Annotated in this window: 17 protein-coding genes; 4 read left to right on the top strand and 13 right to left on the bottom strand. The window is 71.2% G+C overall.

What is annotated here, in order from left to right; translation table 11 throughout:
* Positions 1-171: 171 nt before the first annotated feature.
* A complete protein-coding gene (locus tag R4Z63_RS24960) occupies positions 172-1,503 on the bottom strand; it encodes a class I SAM-dependent RNA methyltransferase (RefSeq protein ID WP_384452173.1) in 1,332 nt (443 codons plus the stop codon).
* Positions 1,504-1,602: 99 nt separating this feature from the next.
* Positions 1,603-3,657, bottom strand: coding sequence for an APC family permease (locus R4Z63_RS24955; RefSeq protein WP_384452175.1), 2,055 nt, complete (start codon positions 3,655-3,657; stop codon positions 1,603-1,605).
* 251 nt (positions 3,658-3,908) lie between these two features.
* Between R4Z63_RS24955 and R4Z63_RS24950 the strand changes: the two genes are divergently transcribed.
* Positions 3,909-4,577: a potassium channel family protein gene (locus tag R4Z63_RS24950; RefSeq protein ID WP_037929616.1), complete on the top strand. Its 669-nt coding sequence runs from the start codon at positions 3,909-3,911 to the stop codon at positions 4,575-4,577.
* Positions 4,574-5,236: a potassium channel family protein gene (locus R4Z63_RS24945; RefSeq protein WP_030650639.1), complete on the top strand. Its 663-nt coding sequence runs from the start codon at positions 4,574-4,576 to the stop codon at positions 5,234-5,236. Before R4Z63_RS24950 ends, R4Z63_RS24945 begins: the two co-directional genes overlap by 4 nt.
* A 77-nt stretch (positions 5,237-5,313) precedes the next feature.
* Here the strand turns inward: R4Z63_RS24945 and R4Z63_RS24940 are convergent, their stop codons facing one another.
* The 7 genes from R4Z63_RS24940 to R4Z63_RS24910 all read right to left on the bottom strand — a co-directional run bounded on the left by R4Z63_RS24940 (position 5,314) and on the right by R4Z63_RS24910 (position 12,072).
* Complete coding sequence (locus R4Z63_RS24940; RefSeq protein ID WP_037929618.1) at positions 5,314-6,036, bottom strand: DUF3159 domain-containing protein; 723 nt, start codon at positions 6,034-6,036, stop codon at positions 5,314-5,316.
* A 6-nt stretch (positions 6,037-6,042) separates the two neighbouring features.
* Positions 6,043-6,462, bottom strand: coding sequence for an OB-fold nucleic acid binding domain-containing protein (locus tag R4Z63_RS24935; RefSeq protein ID WP_078557123.1), 420 nt, complete (start codon positions 6,460-6,462; stop codon positions 6,043-6,045).
* Positions 6,463-6,487: 25 nt separating this feature from the next.
* Positions 6,488-7,174: a response regulator gene (locus R4Z63_RS24930; RefSeq protein WP_384452181.1), complete on the bottom strand. Its 687-nt coding sequence runs from the start codon at positions 7,172-7,174 to the stop codon at positions 6,488-6,490.
* Positions 7,171-9,933, bottom strand: a complete 2,763-nt coding sequence (locus R4Z63_RS24925; protein WP_384581569.1) for a DUF4118 domain-containing protein — start codon at positions 9,931-9,933, stop codon at positions 7,171-7,173. The genes R4Z63_RS24930 and R4Z63_RS24925 overlap by 4 nt, the downstream gene beginning before the upstream one ends.
* Positions 9,934-10,155: 222 nt before the next feature.
* Entirely contained in the window at positions 10,156-10,941 is a 786-nt protein-coding gene (locus R4Z63_RS24920) for a DUF3710 domain-containing protein (protein ID WP_037929626.1), read from the bottom strand.
* Between the two features lies 1 nt (position 10,942).
* Positions 10,943-11,488 carry a dUTP diphosphatase gene (gene dut / locus R4Z63_RS24915; protein ID WP_037929629.1) on the bottom strand — a complete coding sequence of 182 codons (546 nt, stop codon included), beginning with the start codon at positions 11,486-11,488 and terminating at the stop codon, positions 10,943-10,945.
* Complete coding sequence (locus R4Z63_RS24910; RefSeq protein ID WP_037929631.1) at positions 11,488-12,072, bottom strand: PaaI family thioesterase; 585 nt, start codon at positions 12,070-12,072, stop codon at positions 11,488-11,490. The genes dut and R4Z63_RS24910 overlap by 1 nt, the downstream gene beginning before the upstream one ends.
* A 58-nt stretch (positions 12,073-12,130) precedes the next feature.
* Here R4Z63_RS24910 and R4Z63_RS24905 point away from each other — a divergent pair, with 58 nt between their 5' ends.
* Positions 12,131-12,589, top strand: a complete 459-nt coding sequence (locus tag R4Z63_RS24905; protein WP_384452190.1) for a DUF3093 domain-containing protein — start codon at positions 12,131-12,133, stop codon at positions 12,587-12,589.
* A gap of 42 nt (positions 12,590-12,631) precedes the next feature.
* Here the strand turns inward: R4Z63_RS24905 and R4Z63_RS24900 are convergent, their stop codons facing one another.
* The 4 genes from R4Z63_RS24900 to R4Z63_RS24885 form a co-directional block, all read right to left on the bottom strand.
* Positions 12,632-13,564 (bottom strand): hypothetical protein, encoded by a 933-nt coding sequence (locus R4Z63_RS24900; protein ID WP_384452193.1) that lies wholly within the window; start codon positions 13,562-13,564, stop codon positions 12,632-12,634.
* A 12-nt stretch (positions 13,565-13,576) separates the two neighbouring features.
* On the bottom strand, positions 13,577-13,873 hold the full coding sequence (locus R4Z63_RS24895; protein ID WP_030036261.1) for a DUF4193 domain-containing protein: 297 nt from the start codon (positions 13,871-13,873) through the stop codon (positions 13,577-13,579).
* Between the two features lie 382 nt (positions 13,874-14,255).
* Entirely contained in the window at positions 14,256-15,500 is a 1,245-nt protein-coding gene (locus R4Z63_RS24890) for a sensor histidine kinase (RefSeq protein ID WP_384452197.1), read from the bottom strand.
* 4 nt (positions 15,501-15,504) lie between these two features.
* Positions 15,505-16,158 carry a response regulator transcription factor gene (locus R4Z63_RS24885; protein ID WP_030008767.1) on the bottom strand — a complete coding sequence of 218 codons (654 nt, stop codon included), beginning with the start codon at positions 16,156-16,158 and terminating at the stop codon, positions 15,505-15,507.
* A gap of 245 nt (positions 16,159-16,403) precedes the next feature.
* On the opposite strand from R4Z63_RS24885, the gene R4Z63_RS24880 reads away from it, so the two are divergent.
* Positions 16,404-16,583: a hypothetical protein gene (locus R4Z63_RS24880; protein ID WP_037929641.1), complete on the top strand. Its 180-nt coding sequence runs from the start codon at positions 16,404-16,406 to the stop codon at positions 16,581-16,583.
* The last annotated feature ends 93 nt before the right edge of the window (positions 16,584-16,676 follow it).

Genomic DNA, 16,676 nt, shown 5'->3' with positions numbered 1-16,676 from the left:
CATCCGTCGCACAGGAAAGGGCTCCGCCCAGCAGCCGCCTGACAGAGGTGACGGCCCATCAGAACGCATGCCGTTCGTGCGTCAAACGTGCGTCACGTGCGTCAGATATGCGTCAAGATATCGCCCGTAACGCACGTAACGCCCATAATGTACACTCGGTAAACTTGCAGGTCAGCGGCCCTTTTCAGCGGGCTCAAGGATCGCGACGCACTCGACATGATGGGTCATCGGAAAGAGGTCGAAGACGCGGAGGGTGCGGGGTTTGTAGCCGTATTCCCTGAAGTAGCCCAGGTCGCGGGCCAGGGCCGCCGGGTCGCAGGCGACGTAGGCGATGCGGCGGGCCGAGAGGCCGGCCACGTGGCGGACCGTCTGCTTGCCCGCGCCCGCGCGCGGCGGGTCCAGGACGACCAGGTCGCATTCCGTGATGCCGGTCTTCGGGAGGACCGTCTCGACCTTGCCCTGTTCGATGCGGACCCGGGGGAAGTCCGCAAGGTTGTGCCGGGCGTCCTCCACCGCGCGCTTCGTCGACTCGATGCCGAGCACCGCGCCCGTTTCGCCGAGGCGTTCGGCGAGCGCGCCCGCGAAGATGCCGACGCCGCAGTACAGGTCGAGGGCCATCTCGCCCTTGCGCGGCATCAGGCCCTGCATGACGGCCTTGATCAGGGTGTCCGCGGCCTGCGGGTGGACCTGCCAGAAGCCGCCCATGCCGACGCGGTACGTACGGCCGTCCGCGCGCTCCCGTACGAAGGGGCGGCCGTGGACGCGGTGGACGCCGCCGTCCTTCTCCTCGACGCGGAGGACGGAGACCGGCTTGTCGAGTTCGACGAGCGGGAGGCGACCACCGGGGCGAGGGGTGAGGACGACCTGGCGGTCGCCCGAGCCGGATGCGGCGATCGCCTCGACCGTGGCCATCTGGGGCCAGTCCTGCTTCTCGATGCCGAGCTCGCTGACGCCGGGCGCAGCGATCATGCAGTGGTCGATCGGCTCGATCTCGTGCGAGCGGTGCTTGCGCAGCCCGACGGTGCCGTCGGCGTCAACGGCGTACTGCACGCGCGTGCGCCACTGCGGCACCTGCCCGGCCGGCAGCTTGTCGCCCTCGGCGGGCATCACGGTGCCGTCCCAGCCGGCCTCCTCCGCGGTCAGCCCGGCAAGCCGCTTCAGCTGTTCGGCGACGACCTCGCCCTTGAGCCGGCGCTGTGCGCCCGGCTTGGCGTGCTGCCAGTCGCAGCCGCCGCACCTGCCGGGGCCCGCGTAGGGGCAGGGGGCCTCGACCCGGTCCTTGGAGGCTTCGAGCACGGTGATCGCGTCGGCGCGCAGGAAGCGGGAGTCGACGTCGCCCTCGGTGACCTTCGCGACGACCTTCTCACCGGGGAGGGTGTGGCGGACGAACAGGACGCGGCCCTCGGCGGTCCGGGCGATGCAGTGCCCGCCGTGCGCCACGGGTCCGACCTCGACCTCGTACTCCTCCCCGACCAGTGACTGCTTCTCGTTCTGCTCCGTCATGGCGGGGAGGCTCCAAGGCTAAGAAAGACCAAAAGTGAAACGGCCGGACGACCGACCCACCAGTTTACGTGGATCTCGTCCGGCCGTTCACCAACCTGCTCAGCCCTTGCCGGTCGGCGCCTTCGGCGGTCGCGGGGTGTCCACGGGACCGCGGCGCACCGAGCCCGGCGCGTTCCAGTCCTGCCGCTTCTTGGCCCTCCGCTTGGCGAGCTCCGAGGATTCGAGCTGGTACGGCACCGAGGTGACCATCACACCGGGGGTGAAGAGCAGCCTGCCCTTGAGGCGCAGCGCGCTCTGGTTGTGCAGCAGGTGCTCCCACCAGCGGCCGACGACGTACTCGGGGATGTACACGCTGACCGCGTCGCGCGGGTTCTCGCTGCGCAGGCCCTTGACGTACTCGACGACCGGGCGGGTGATCTCGCGGTACGGCGAGTCGAGGATCTTGAGCGGGACGTTGATCCTGCGCCGGTCCCACTCCTCGCGCAGGGCCTTGGTCTCGGCCTGGTCGACGCTGATGCTGAGTGCTTCCAGGGTGTCCGAGCGGGTGAGCTTGGCGAAGGCCAGGGCGCGCAGCGTGGGCTTGTGCACCTTGGAGACCAGGACGATGGAGTGGACCCGGGAGGGGCGCACGCTGTCGTCGCTGGGGCCCTCGGCGGCGGCGATCTCGGCGGAGACCCGGTCGTAGTGCTTCCGGATCGCCGTCATCGTGCCGTAGAAGATCACCATGCCGAGCAGGGCGACCCAGGCGCCATGGGTGAACTTGGTGGCCAGGACGACGACCAGAACCATGCCCGTGAAGAAGGCGCCGAAGGTGTTGATCGCCCGGGAGCGGTGCATGCGCCGGCGGGCGGCCACGTCGCGTTCCGTCCTCAGGTGCCGGTTCCAGTGCCGGACCATGCCGATCTGGCTCAGCGTGAAGGACACGAAGACGCCGACGATGTAGAGCTGGATCAGCTTCGTCGAGTCCGCGTCGTAGATCCAGACGAGCAGGATGGCGGCGCCGGCGAGGAGCACGATGCCGTTGGAGAAGGCGAGCCGGTCGCCGCGGGTGTGCAGCTGGCGCGGCAGGTAGCGGTCCTGCGCGAGGATCGAGCCGAGCAGCGGGAAGCCGTTGTACGCGGTGTTCGCGGCCAGGAACAGCACCAGCGCGGTGGCGGTGGCCAGCAGGACGAAGAGGATGCTGCCGTTGCCGAAGACGGCCTCGCCGACCTGGGAGATCACCGGGTCCTGGACGTAGTCGGGGCCGACCGGGACGCCGTCGTGCAGCAGGTCCACGGCCGGGTTCTCGGCCATCCGCACGTTGGTGGCCATGGCCAGGCCGATGATGCCGCAGAACATGGTGACCGCCAGGCCGCCCATGAGGGCGAGCGTGGTCGCGGCGTTCTTGCTCTTGGGCTTGCGGAAGGCGGGGACGCCGTTGCTGATCGCCTCGACGCCGGTCAGCGCCGCACAGCCCGAGGAGAAGGCGCGCAGCAGCAGGAAGACCATGGCGAAGCCGGCCAGGCCCTTCTGTTCTGGTTCGATCTCGAAATCGGCCGTCGGCGCCGACATGGTCTCGCCGAGGACGATGCCCTTCCAGGCACCCCAGCCGATCATGACGAAGACCGCGGCGACGAAGACGTAGGTCGGGATCGCGAAGAGCTTGCCGGACTCCTTCACGCCGCGCAGGTTCATCAGCGTGAGCAGAAGGATCATGACGATCGCCGAGAGCACCTTGTGCTCGATGACGAAATGCACCGCGGAGCCGAGGTTCTCGACCCCGGAGGAGATCGACACGGCGACGGTCAGGACGTAGTCGACGAGCAGGGCGCTCGCGACGGTCAGGCCGGCCCGGGGCCCGAGGTTGGTGTTGGCCACCTCGTAGTCGCCGCCACCGCTGGGGTAGGCGTGGACGTTCTGCCGGTAGGAGGCCACCACCGTGAACATCAGCACCACGACCGCGAGGGCGATCCAGGGGCTGTAGTGGTAGGCCGAGACGCCCGCGATCGACAGGACCAGCAGGACCTCACCCGGTGCGTAGGCCACCGAGGAGAGAGGGTCGGACGCGAAGACGGGAAGGGCGATCCGCTTGGGAAGGAGGGTTTCCCCGAGGCGGTCGCTGCGCAGCGCCCGGCCGATCAGGATCCGTTTGGGCACGTCGGTCAGTTTGGACACGCAGAGGATCGTAAGCGTTCGAAATGAGACTGACGAACCCCCACCCCCTGATGCCGCCATCCCGTTGCTTTTCCTCCCCGAGCGCACCACGAACGTGACACGAACGTGCTGCGGATACGTCCATGAAAGCCCCGAGGGGTCACACCGGCGACCACCCGTGTGTAGCTTGGGCCGTGGTCTGAGACCCTGTTTAACCAGAGCATGCAATGAGGCTGGGAACCAGCGAGTCGCTGACAGCCGGAAGGACGGCCGTGCACATCGTCATCATGGGTTGCGGAAGAGTGGGCTCCGCCCTCGCGCAAACCCTGGAACAGCAGGGTCATACGGTCGCAGTCGTCGACCAGGACCCCACCGCATTCCGCCGGCTCGGCGCCGGTTTCGGCGGCCGCCGCGTCACCGGGGTCGGCTTTGACCAGGACACCCTGCGGGAGGCGGGAATCGAGGACGCGGGCGCGTTCGCGGCCGTCAGCAGTGGTGACAATTCCAACATCATCGCCGCCCGGGTGGCCCGGGAGATGTTCGGCGTCGAGAACGTCGCCGCGCGCATCTACGACCCCAAGCGCGCCGAGGTCTACCAGCGTCTGGGCATCCCCACCGTCGCCACCGTGCGCTGGACCGCCGACCAGATGCTGCGCCGGCTGCTGCCGTCGGGCGCCGAGCCGCTGTGGCGGGACCCGAGCGGCGGCGTCCAGCTCGCCGAGGTGCACACCTCCCCCGCCTGGATCGGCCACAAGGTCAGCAAGATCCAGGACGAGACCGGCGTGCGTGTCGCGTTCCTCACCCGGCTGGGCGAGGCCATGCTGCCGACCTCCCAGACGGTGCTGCAGGAGGGCGACCTCGTCCACGTGATGATGCGCACGGACGAGATCGACAAGGTCGAGGCGGTCTTCGCCGAGGGGCCTGAGGAGGCACACGCATGAGGGTCGCGATCGCCGGGGCGGGAGCGGTGGGCCGCTCCATCGCGGGCGAGCTGCTGGAGAACGGCCACGAGGTGCTCCTGGTCGACAAGGCGCCGACCGCCATCTCGGTGGAGCGGGTGCCGCAGGCCGAGTGGCTGCTGGCCGACGCCTGCGAGATCACCTCGCTGGACGAGGCGGCGCTGCAGCGCTGCAACGTGGTCATCGCGGCGACCGGGGACGACAAGGTCAACCTCGTCGTCTCGCTGCTCGCGAAGACCGAGTACGGGGTGCCGCGCGTGGTGGCCCGCGTCAACAACCCGAAGAACGAGTGGCTCTTCAACGAGTCCTGGGGCGTGGACGTCGCGGTCTCCACGCCGCGCCTGATGTCGGCCCTGGTCGAGGAGGCCGTGAGCGTCGGCGACCTGGTACGGCTGCTGCGCTTCAGCCATGGCGACGCCAACCTGGTCGAGCTGACCCTTCCGGCCGACTCCTCGGTCGCGGGTACGCAGATCAGCGAGATCAGCTGGCCCGAGGACACCTCGCTGGTCACGATCATCCGGGGCAACCGGGTGCTGACGCCGCACGGCGAGGAGACCCTGGAGCCGGGCGACGAGCTCCTGTTCGTGGCCGCCCAGGCCCGCGAGGAGCAGCTGGAGGACCTCCTCCAGGCCCGCCGCTAGCCCTGCGGGTCCGCTCGTCGGGCGAAGGGGGCGCGCCCGGCCGGGCGCGCCCCGCTCGCTCTTCGGGTACCGCCCGATCAGGCCTTCGGCCTGGCGGCCGCAGCCTCGGCGGCCTCCTTGGCCTCCCACTCCGCGATCACGTCGATCGGCGGCGGCGCCTTCGCCAGGAAGACCCAGGTGAAGTACACCGCGAGCACCATCGGCGGGAGTTTCAGCGCGATCAGCACCCAGCCCAACTGTGTCGCATCGCCCCACCAGTACAGCGGGAAGAGGATCGCGTACTTGGCGAGGAAGATCAGCCCCCACGCCAGGCTCGCCTTGGTGTACGCCTTCTTGCGCCCCGGGTTACGGGTGCGCCAGGACAGGTTCTCCTTGAAGACCGGCCCGAGGATCACGCCCAGCAGCGGGAAGCCCACCAGCGCCGAGACCGTGAAGGCCAGGCCCAGGCAGACGCCGTAGATCATGCCCGGCAGGTAGAAGCCCTTGGCGCTGCCCGTGAACAGGGCGAAGGCCACGCCCACGCCCACGCCGAACACCCCGCTGAAGGCGTGCTTGACCGTGTCCTTGCGCAGCAGCCGCACGATCACCAGCAGGACGGCGACCGCGCCCGCCGCGATGGCGGACATCTTCACGTCCTTGTTGACCGTGTAGATCATCACGAAGAGCAGCCCGGGGAGCATCGTCTCGATGGTGCCCCGGACACCTCCGAACGCGTCGAACAGGGCCGCCTGTGTCACGGCCTTCTGGTCCTCGGACGGCTCGGTGCCGGGCTCCGGGTTGGTCGGTTTGTCGAGTGGCATCGCCGGTTACTGCTCCTGTCCGAGCGGTCGGAGTTCGTACTTCGGGTTGAACAGCACCCGACGGCCGTGGCTCAGCGAGATGCGTCCGGAAGCGGTCATGCGCCGGCCGGGCTCGATTCCCACGATCGAGCGACGCCCGAGCCAGACCACGTCCAGCGCGCCGGAGCCGTCGAACAGCTCAGCCTCCAGGGCCGGGACGCCGGCCCGGGGGCGCAGGGTGACCGTGCGGAGGGTGCCGGTCACCTTGACTATCTGGCGGTCGTCGCAGTCGCAGATCCGTGTACAGCCCGCGGCTTCTGCGTCCTCCTGCAGCTCCGCCGAATGCAGCTCCTCCTGCGAGGTCGACAGCCGCTCGATCATCCGGCGGAACCGGCCCGCCGACCTGGCCGGCTTCGCGGGACTCCCGGGACGCGGTTCAGCACTCATACAGGAAAGCCTACCGGCGCACCGACTACCTCTCGAAGCGGTATCCCATGCCCGGCTCGGTGATGAAGTGCCGCGGACGCGAGGGGTCCGCCTCCAGCTTGCGCCGCAACTGGGCCATGTAGACCCTCAGGTAGTTCGTCTCGGTGCCGTACGAGGGTCCCCAGACCTCCTGGAGCAGCTGCTTCTGGCCGACCAGCTTGCCGCCGTTGCGGACCAGGACCTCCAGCAGGTGCCACTCGGTGGGCGTCAGCCGTACGTCGTGCCCCTCGCGCACCGCCTTCTTGGCGGCCAGGTCCACCGTGAAGCCCTCGGTCGCCACGACCGAGCCGTCCGCGCCGGACCCGGCGGACGGTTCGGCCCGGCGGACGGCGGCGCGCAGCCTGGCCAGCAGCTCGTCCATGCCGAAGGGCTTGGTGACGTAGTCGTCCGCCCCCGCGTCCAGGGCCTCCACCTTCTCGTCGGAGCTGTGCCGGGCGGAGAGGACCAGGATCGGCACGCGGCTCCGGCCGCGCAGCCCCCTGATCACCTCCACCCCGTCCATGTCCGGCAGACCGAGGTCGAGGACGACCACGTCGGGGTGGCGGGCGGCCGCGAGCTCCAGTGCGCTCGCGCCGTCGGAGGCGGCGTCGACCTCGTACGTGCGCGCCTTCAGATTGATCACGAGGGCTCGGACGATCTGCGGCTCGTCGTCCACCACGAGCACCCGGGTCATCGGCGTCCTGCCTTCTGTCGCGTCGTCCGGCCACGGTCGTGACCGGTGTCGAGTGGGTCGGTCCCGGCGCGGTCCGTGCCGGCGTGGTGGGGCCCGGCACGGTCCGTGCCGGGGGGACGCGAGGCTCGGGAAGCGTCTCCCCCGGGCCCGCCGCCGTACCCGCCGCGCCCGGCGTCCGCGCCGTCCATGCCGCCCGTGCCGTCCGCGCCGTCGGCCGTACCCGAGACCGGTATCGGGGCCGGGGCCGGGGCAGGCCGTCGGGACACCGCCCGCAGGGTCAGCACCATGGTCAGCCCGCCGCCGGGGGTGTCCTCGGCCGCGAGGGTGCCGTTCATGGACTCGGTGAAGCCGCGCGCGACGGCCAGCCCGAGGCCCACCCCGGCGCCGCGCGGGGCGTCCCCGTACCGCTGGAAGGGGGCGAAGATCCGGTCCTTGGCCTCGTCGGGGACGCCCGGCCCACGGTCGACGACCCGCATTTCGACCCGGTCGCCGAGGCAGCTGGCCGCCACCAGCACCGGTTCGCCGGCCGGGCTGTACTTGACGGCGTTCTCCACGACGTTGGCCACGGCCCGCTCCAGCAGCCCGGGGTCCGCCGCCACCATCGGCAGCGACTCGGGCACGTCCAGCAGCACGCTGTCCTCCGGTACGCCGCCCAGCGCCATCGGGACCACCTCGTCGAGGTCGATCTCCCGGATCAGCGGGGTGACCGTCCCGGTCTGCAGCCGTGACATGTCGAGGAGGTTGCCCACCAGGTGGTCGAGGCGGTCGGCGCCGTCCTCGATGCCCTCCAGGAGCACGGCCCGGTCTTCCTCGGACCATTCCACGTCGTCGGAGCGCAGCGAGGTGACGGACGCCTTGATGGAGGCGAGCGGCGTGCGCAGGTCGTGGCTGACGGCGGCCAGCAGGGCGGTGCGGATCCGGTTGCCCTCGGCCAGCCTGCGGGCCTCCTCGGCCTCGCCGACCAGGCGCTGGCGGTCCAGGACCACGGCCGCCTGGGCGGCGAAGGCGCCGAGCACCCGGCGGTCCTCCGCCGGCAGGACCCGCCCGGACAGCGCGAGGGCCATGTGGTCGCCGATCGGCATGTCTACATCGGCGTCCTCGGGCCGGGCCACCGCACCGGGGCCGACGCTGCCGGCCGGCTTCCAGGGCTCCCGGTCGCCGGTCCGCTCCAGCAGGGCCACCGACTCCATGGCGAAGGTCTCGCGCACCCGCTCCAGCAGCGCGTCCAGCGTGGTCTCGCCGCGCAGCACGCTTCCGGCGAGGAAGGAGAGGATCTCGGACTCGGCGCGCAGACGGGCGGCCTGGTGGGTGCGCCGGGCGGCCAGGTCCACCACCGAGGCCACCGAGACGGCCACGCCGAAGAAGACGGTGATGGCGAGGATGTTCCTGGGGTCGGACACGGTGAACCGGTGCAGCGGGGGCGCGAAGAAGTAGTTCATCAGCAGCGAGCCGAGCGCTGCGGAGGCGAGGGCCGGCCAGAGCCCTCCCAGCAGCGCGGCGGCCACCGTCAGCGACAGGAACAGCAGCATGTCGTTGGCGAGCCCGAGGTCCGCGTCGACGTGCGTGAGCAACAGGCACAGCAGCAACGGCAGGACCGTTCCCACGACCCAGCCGGCCGCGGTCCGGTTGCGGCCGAGCTGGGCCGCCGTGCGGGCGGCGGGCAGGCCGCGCCCCCTGGCGACCTCTTCGTGCGTGACGATGTGGACGTCGAGGTCGGGGCCGGCGTCGCGGGCCACCCCGGCGCCGACGCCGGGGCCGAAGACGTACTGCCAGGGGCGGCGGCGGCTGGAGCCGAGCACGATCTGGGTGGCGTTGACCCCGCGTGCGAAGGCCAGCAGGGCGTCGGGAATGTCGTCGCCGATGACGTGATGGAACGTTCCTCCGACGTCCTCGACCAGGGCGCGCTGAACCGCGAGTTCCTTCGGCGAGGCGGCGGTCGGGCCGTCGCTGCGGGCGACGTATACGGCGAGGATCTCGCTGCCCGAGCCCTTGGCCGCCATCCTCGACGCACGCCGGATGAGGGTGCTCCCCTCCGGGCCGCCGGTCAGCCCGACGACGATCCGCTCCCGTGCCTGCCAGGTCGAGGGGATGCCGTGCTCGCCCCGGTACTGCTGGAGGTACTCGTCCGCCCGGTCGGCCACCCACAGCAGTGCGAGCTCGCGCAGCGCGGTGAGGTTGCCCGGCCGGAAGTGGTGGGAGAGCGCCGCGTCGATCATCTCGGGCCCGTATATGTTCCCGTGCGCCATGCGCCGGCGCAGCGCCTGCGGGGACATGTCGACCAGTTCGACCTGGTCGGCCCGGCGGACGACCTCGTCGGGCACGGTCTCCTGCTGCCGCACCCCGGTGATCGACTCGACGACGTCCCCGAGCGACTCCAGGTGCTGGATGTTGACGGTCGAGACGACGTCGATGCCGGCGCGCAGCAGCTCCTCCACGTCCTGCCAGCGCTTGGCGTTGCGCGAGCCGGGAGCGTTGGTGTGCGCGAGCTCGTCCACCAGCGCGACGGCCGGGCGGCGGGCGAGGAGCGCGTCCACGTCCATCTCGGTGAGGGGGGCGCCGCGGTGGGCCAGGGTCCGGCGCTCGACCTGTTCCAGGCCGTGGAGCACGGCCTGCGTGCGCGGTCGCCCGTGGTGCTCGGCGAAGCCCACGACGCAGTCCGCGCCCCGCTCCGTCCTGCGGTGCCCCTCGGAGAGCATCGCGTGGGTCTTGCCCACGCCGGGTGCCGCGCCGAGGTAGATCCTGAGCTTGCCGCGTCCCATGGGCTCATTCTCGGGGACGTCCGGTCCGGGCCGGCACCCGTCCCGGCCCCGGGGCCGATCCCTGACGGATCTCTGACGGAACTCCGCCAGGGGCCCGATCCGGAGCGCCGGGCTCCGCCCCGGGCGCGCGAGAGCCGGTGGGCCCCGCCCCGAAGGAGGGGGCCCACCGGCCGGGAACACGACGCGCCCCCCTGTGCGCGGGGGCCGTCCGGGGTCGGCGGGTCAGCGGACCTCGGTGATCTCCGGGCCGCGGTCGAGCTGGCCCATGCCGCCGCCGAAGCGGGAGCCTTCCTGGTCCTCCGTCTGCACGCCGTCCGGCACCATCTGGGCGTCGTTCGGGAGCTTCAGGACGATCGGGTCGCGCGGGGCCATCGGGCCGTCGCCGCGGACGACGACGGTGTCCCGGAAGATCTGCTCCAGCACGCCCGCCGACTCGGGGCGCACCGCGCCCTGGCCGGAGATGACGCCCCGCAGGAACCAGCGCGGGCCGTCGACGCCGACGAAGCGGACCAACTGGGCACCGGTCTGCCCGTCCGGCAGCGGGACGGGGACCTGCGCACGCAGTTCCCAGCCCAGTGCGCCCTGGACCTCGTCGATGATGCCGCCCTGCTGGGTGATGCCCGCGGCGATCTCGTCGCGGACCTCGCCCCAGATGCCCTCCTTCTTGGGGGCGGCGAAGGCCTGCAGCTGCACGGCGCTGTCACCCAGCACCACGGTGGCGGCCACGATGGCGTCCCCGGCCACCTCGACGCGCAGTTCCATGCCGTCGACACCGGGTACGAAGATGCCGCCCAGGTCGACCCGGCCGTCGGTCGGGTTGCCGGGCACCTCGGAGACGTCCCAGGGGCCGTCCGGCCGCGGGGCCGGGGGCAGGTTGATCCGGCGCGGCGCGGCAGCGCCGTCCGACTCGCCCGTGTCGTCCTGCTCAGCGGCGGCGACGCCGTCTACGACCTGCTCGGCCGCGCCGCCGTCCTTGGCGGAGTCGTTCTTCTTGCGACGTCCGAACACGTCACTGTCCTTCCCGGTCGGTAACGACCGAAGCGTAGCCATTCCCACCCTGCTGACCAGCCCCGGATCCGGCCACGGCCGCATGACCGCCGGTGGAGCCGAAGCCCCCCTCGGCCCGGGCCGAGCCGGGAAGTTCCGCCACCTCGTGGAAGCGCACCTTCTCGACCCGCTGGACAACCAGCTGGGCAATGCGGTCGAAACGCTCGAACCGGACGCTCTCGCGAGGGTCGAGATTGACCACGATCACCTTGATCTCTCCACGGTACCCGGCATCCACCGTCCCCGGGGCATTCACGAGCGCGAGCCCGCAGCGCGCGGCCAGCCCCGAACGCGGGTGCACGAAGGCCGCGTACCCGTCGGGCAGGGCGATCGCGACCCCCGTGGGCAGCACCGCGCGCTCACCGGGCTCCAGCACGGCGGCCTCGGTGGTGACCAGATCGCAGCCGGCGTCGCCGGGGTGCCCGTACGCCGGAATGGGAACCTCCGGATCGACGCGGCGCAGCAACACGTCGACGTCGCGGCGGGATCCGTTGTTGCTCAGGGACATCAGGGATTCACCTCAAAGGCGCGTGCACGCCTGACCTGGTCCGGGTCGGCCATCGCCGCCTGGATCTCCTCGGGCCGTCCGTTGTCGATGAAGTGGTCGACCTTCACCTCGATGAAGAGCGCGTCGGCGCGGACCGCGACCGGGCCCTCCGGCCCGCCTATCCGACCCACGGCCGTGCAGTAGATCTTCCGGCCGGCGACGGCGGTGACCTCGGCCTCCAGGTGGAGCACGGTGTCCACGGGCACCGGCCGCACGAAGTCCGTCTCCAGCCGTCCGGTCACCGCGATGACGCGCAGCAGCCAGTTCAGAGAGCCCAACGTCTCGTCGAGTGCGGTGGCGAGCACCCCGCCGTGGGCGAGCCCCGGCGCGCCCTGGTGCGCGGGCCTGACGGTGAACTCGGCGGTGATGCGCACGCCCTCGCCCGCGCGGGCCTCCAGGTGGAGTCCGTGCGGCTGGCCCCCGCCGCAGCCGAAACAGTGCTCGTAATGGGCACCGAGGAGCTCACCGGGTGCCGGGGCGTCGGGATGCCGGACCGGTGCGACGGCATCGGCCGGGGGCGTCAACGCTGTGTTTCGTCCACTCACAGCCGCAGACCTTACCCGCGCGGCTACCCGCCGGTCGCCTCGTGGCAGGCTTGAGCACATGCAGCCCTCCACCGCGCACCACGACGAACGCCTGACCGCCCCCCGCTCCTGGTGGGGCATCGCCGTCCTGACCGGACTCGCGGGCGCGTTGATGCTGCTGCCCCTGGGCACCATGCCCCTGCTGGCCGGCCTCGTCGGCGGGACGGCGCTGGCCGGGTTCCTGGTGAGCTCCTACGGCTCCGCGCGCGTGCGCGTGGTGAACGGTGCGCTGGCCGTCGGCGACGCCCGGATCCCGGTGTCGGCGCTGGGCGAGCCCGAGATCCTGGACACCGAGGAGGCGCGCGCCTGGCGCACCTACAAGGCGGACCCCCGGGCCTTCATGCTGATGCGCAGCTACGTGCCGACGGCGGTGCGCGTCGAGGTCACCGACCCCGCCGACCCGACCCCGTACGTCTACGTCTCCACCCGCGAGCCGGAGGCCCTGGTCTCGGCGCTGCGTGCGGCGCGGGCGGCCTGAGGGGCCGGCCCCGCAGTGCCGGGCGGCCGGCCGCCGAACGCGTCAGTCGCGCGTGAAGTACCGCGGACCCTCCAGGGCTGCCCTGGTGGCCTCGGGAAGGGGCTCCACGGGTCGTTCCAGGGGCGGCAGGGCGCGCAGGGCCTCCCAGGCCACCGCCTGTCGGCGCAGGTCTCCACGGACCTTCTCGGCGAGTTTGCGGGTGTCGCGGCGGTTCATGACCGCTCCGACCGCCGCGCCCACCATGAACGGCATGAGGTTCGGCAGGCTGCGGAACATCCGCTTCGTGATCTGCTGGCGCAATTCGCGCTTCATCTGCCCGCCGAGCGCGGCGTTCAGCGTGGTGGGCTTGGTGAGGTCGACCCCGCGCTCTTCCGTCCACGCGGTCAGGTAGGCGAACGTCCGCTCCCTGAGGTTGCCGGGCGGCCGCTGGCCGTAGACCTCGTGGAGCTCCGCGACGAGCTTCAGCTCGATCGCCGCGACTCCGGTGATCTCCGCCGCGAGCTCGGCGGGCATCGCGGGCGGCACGGGCAGCATGGCCGCCGCGCCGATACTGGCGCCGACGGTCGCCGAGGCCGCGGTGGCGCCCGCGATCAGCTTGTCGGCGAGCTGCTCGGGTCCGAGGCCGGGGAACTGCGCGCGCAGCGTCGCGAGGTCACGGACCGGGACGCGCGGAGCGTTCTCGATGATCCTGTCGGTGACGTAGAGGGCGGCGCCGCGCACGCCTTCGCCGCCCTTGCGCACTCCGTTCCTGACCGCTTGCAGCCGGCGGCTCCCGCCACCGCGCCGGGACCCCTCGCCGGACTCCGCGACCGGCGCCGCCGAAGCCGCGTCGGAGGGAGCGGCGAGCGCCGCACTGGCGGAGTCGCCGGGGGCGGCTTCGAGACCCGTCTCCGGGTCCGTGGTCACCGCCTGCGTCTCCGCCGGATCACCCTGCTTTCGGAAGACACGCTTCCGAAAGGGTGTCGAGCCAGTCACGGCCGACACCTCTCAGTCGCAGTCGCGGCAGATCGGCTGACCGTTCTTCTCGCGCGCCAGCTGGCTGCGGTGGTGCACCAGGAAGCAGCTCATGCAGGTGAACTCGTCGGCCTGCTTGGGCAGGACCCGGACGGCGAGCTCCTCGTTGGAGAGGTCCGCACCGGGAAGCTCCAGGCTCTCGGCCGAGTCGAATTCGTCCATGTCGACGGACGAGGACGACTTCTCATTGCGTCGAGCCTTGAGCTCCTCGATGCTGTCGTTGTCGACGTCGTCGTCGGTCTTGCGCGGAGTGTCGTAGTCCGTTGCCATTTTTCGCTCTCCCCCTCTGGGTGTTAGCGGTGTCTCAGCGCACGTAACGCACGAGAGGCCGGACTTGTGCCCGACCTGAGGCGGAGATTTTGCCTCACATCAAGGTCTGTTACTCAATCGACACCCAGCCGCCCGCCCGAAGGGGCGATCGGCTGGGATGACGACCGGGACCGTACACGGTCCGGGCGCCGTCTTGCACAAACGCCACCCCGTGTATTTCCCGCCATTCGAGGGGCCGGAAACCCGGACTTCCCGGGCGTTCCGGCCGCCCCCGAGTCACCGAACGCACAGGGCCGGACACCGCCGACTGTGATCGATCACACAGGAGGTGCTGGGTTCAGGGGCCAAGTATTCAGCCAAAAGCGAACACGGGGCGGTGGTCTCAGCAGGGCAGAGTGACACGCATCACGAGGCCACCGCCCTCCCGGGGCGTCGCCTGGATCCGGCCGCCGTGTGCGCGCGCCACGGAGCGCGCGATCGACAGGCCCAACCCGACACCCTTGTCACTGCCCGTACGCTCCGTACGCAGCCGCCTGAACGGCTCGAAGAGGTTGTCCACCTCGTACGCGGGAACCACGGGACCCGTGTTCGACACCAGGAGCACCGCCTGGCCGTGCTGGGCCTCGGTGGTGACCTCCACCCAGCCGCCCTCCGGCACGTTGTACCGGACGGCGTTCTGCACCAGGTTGAGGGCGATCCGCTCCAGCAGGACTCCGTTGCCCTGGACGACGGCCGGCCCGCGCTCGCCGCGGATCTCCACACCCTTGGCCTCGGCCTCGCCCCGCACCTGGTCGACGGCGCGCGAGGCGACCTCCGCGAGGTCCACGGGCTTGCGCTCGACGATCTGGTTCTCGCTGCGGGCCAGCAGCAGCAGGCCCTCGACCAACTGCTCGCTGCGCTCATTGGTGGCGAGCAGGGTTTTGCCGAGCTGTTGGAGCTCCACCGGGGCGCCCGGATCGGACAGGTGCACCTCCAGCAGGGTCCGGTTGATCGCCAGCGGCGTCCGCAACTCGTGCGAGGCGTTGGCGACGAACCGCTGCTGGGCGGTGAAGGCCCGCTCCAGGCGGTCGAGCATCTCGTCGAAGGTGTCGGCGAGCTCCTTGAGCTCGTCGTCCGGCCCGTCCAGCTCGATGCGCCGGGTGAGGTCGGACCCGACCACCCGGCGGGCGGTACGGGTGATCTTGCCCAGCGGCGAGAGCACCCGGCCGGCCATCGCGTAGCCGAAGGCGAAGGCGATGATGCTCAGGCCCAGCAGGGCCATCAGCGAGCGGCTGAGCAGGTCGTCCAGGGCGTGCCTGCGCTGCTCGAGGGCACACTTGCCGATCGCCGCGTTGAACTGTTCGTACGACTGTCCGATGCCCACGCCGGGGCAGGCCGTGCTGGCGACCTGAACGTTCTGTCCGCCGACGATCTGGAAGGGCATGGCGTAGCCCTGCCGCAGGGCCTGGGCCGCCAGCAGGTAGATGATCGACAGCAGCAGGATGCCCGCGATCAGGAACATCCCGCCGTACAGCAGCGTGAGGCGTATCCGAATGGTCGGCCTCAGCCACGGGAAGGGACCCTCGGGCTGTCCGGGGTCCCAGGTCGGCTTCGGCGGCGCCGTCGGTGGGGCCGGGGTGGTCGCCACGTGGTCAGATCCGGTATCCGGAGCCGGGCACCGTCACGATGACGGGCGGCTCGCCCAGCTTGCGGCGCAGGGTCATCACCGTCACGCGCACCACGTTGGTGAACGGGTCGGTGTTCTCGTCCCAGGCCTTCTCCAGCAGCTGCTCGGCCGAGACCACGGTCCCCTCGCTGCGCATGAGGACCTCCAGCACCGCGAACTCCTTCGGCGCCAGCTGCACCTCCTTGCCCTCGCGGAACACCTCGCGCCGGTTCGGGTCCAGCTTGATCCCGGCCCGCTCCAGTACGGGCGGCAGCGCGACGGTGGTCCGCCGCCCGAGCGCCCGCACCCGGGCGGTCAGCTCGGTGAAGGCGAACGGCTTGGGCAGGTAGTCGTCGGCCCCCAGCTCCAGGCCCTCCACCCGGTCGCTCACGTCGCCCGAGGCGGTCAGCATCAGCACACGGGTGGGCATCCCGAGCTCGACGATCTTCCGGCAGACGTCGTCACCGTGCACAAGGGGGAGGTCCCGGTCGAGCACGACCACGTCGTAGTCGTTCACGCCGACCCGCTCCAGGGCGGCGGCGCCGTCGTACACGACGTCCACGGCCATGGCCTCCCGGCGCAGGCCGGTGGCCACCGCATCGGCGAGCAGCTGCTCGTCCTCGACGACGAGTACGCGCACGTCGTTTCCTTCCTCCGAGCCCAAAAGGGCACACGTTGTTGCGTCGTACATCCTGCCCGTTTCGGCCGTAAACCGGCTGTAAGGCGGGCCAGGGAGGGGCCTGCGGGGCGGAAGTGGGGATTCCCCGGCCGGGAGAGGTTTCTGCGCCCAGTGTGCCGGGGAGGACGTGAGCACACCCCATCCACTCCCTGACGGCGGTACTGCCCCGTGCCGCCGCCGACCCACGAAGAGGGGGCGAACCCATCATGGACGCATTCACCGCGGGTCTCCTGCAGCGCATCAGGGCCACGCAGTCGGATCTCAGGCACGCCCGCGAGACGGGTGACGACTTCCTCGCGGAAGTGGAACAGGCGGAGCTGGAAGACCTCCAGCGACTGGCCGCCGAGCACGGCGTCCCGGTCACGGCCGCCGCGCCCGCCTGCTGACCGGCCGCCGCGCCGACCGGCCGCCGAGCGGCCGCTGAGCACCGGCTCCGGGACGACATGGACCCCGGCCGCCCCCTTCGGGCGGCCGGGGTC

It is taken from the genome of Streptomyces sp. PL-29, from assembly GCF_058344425.1.
This window is presented reverse-complemented; position numbering and strand designations above follow the sequence as displayed.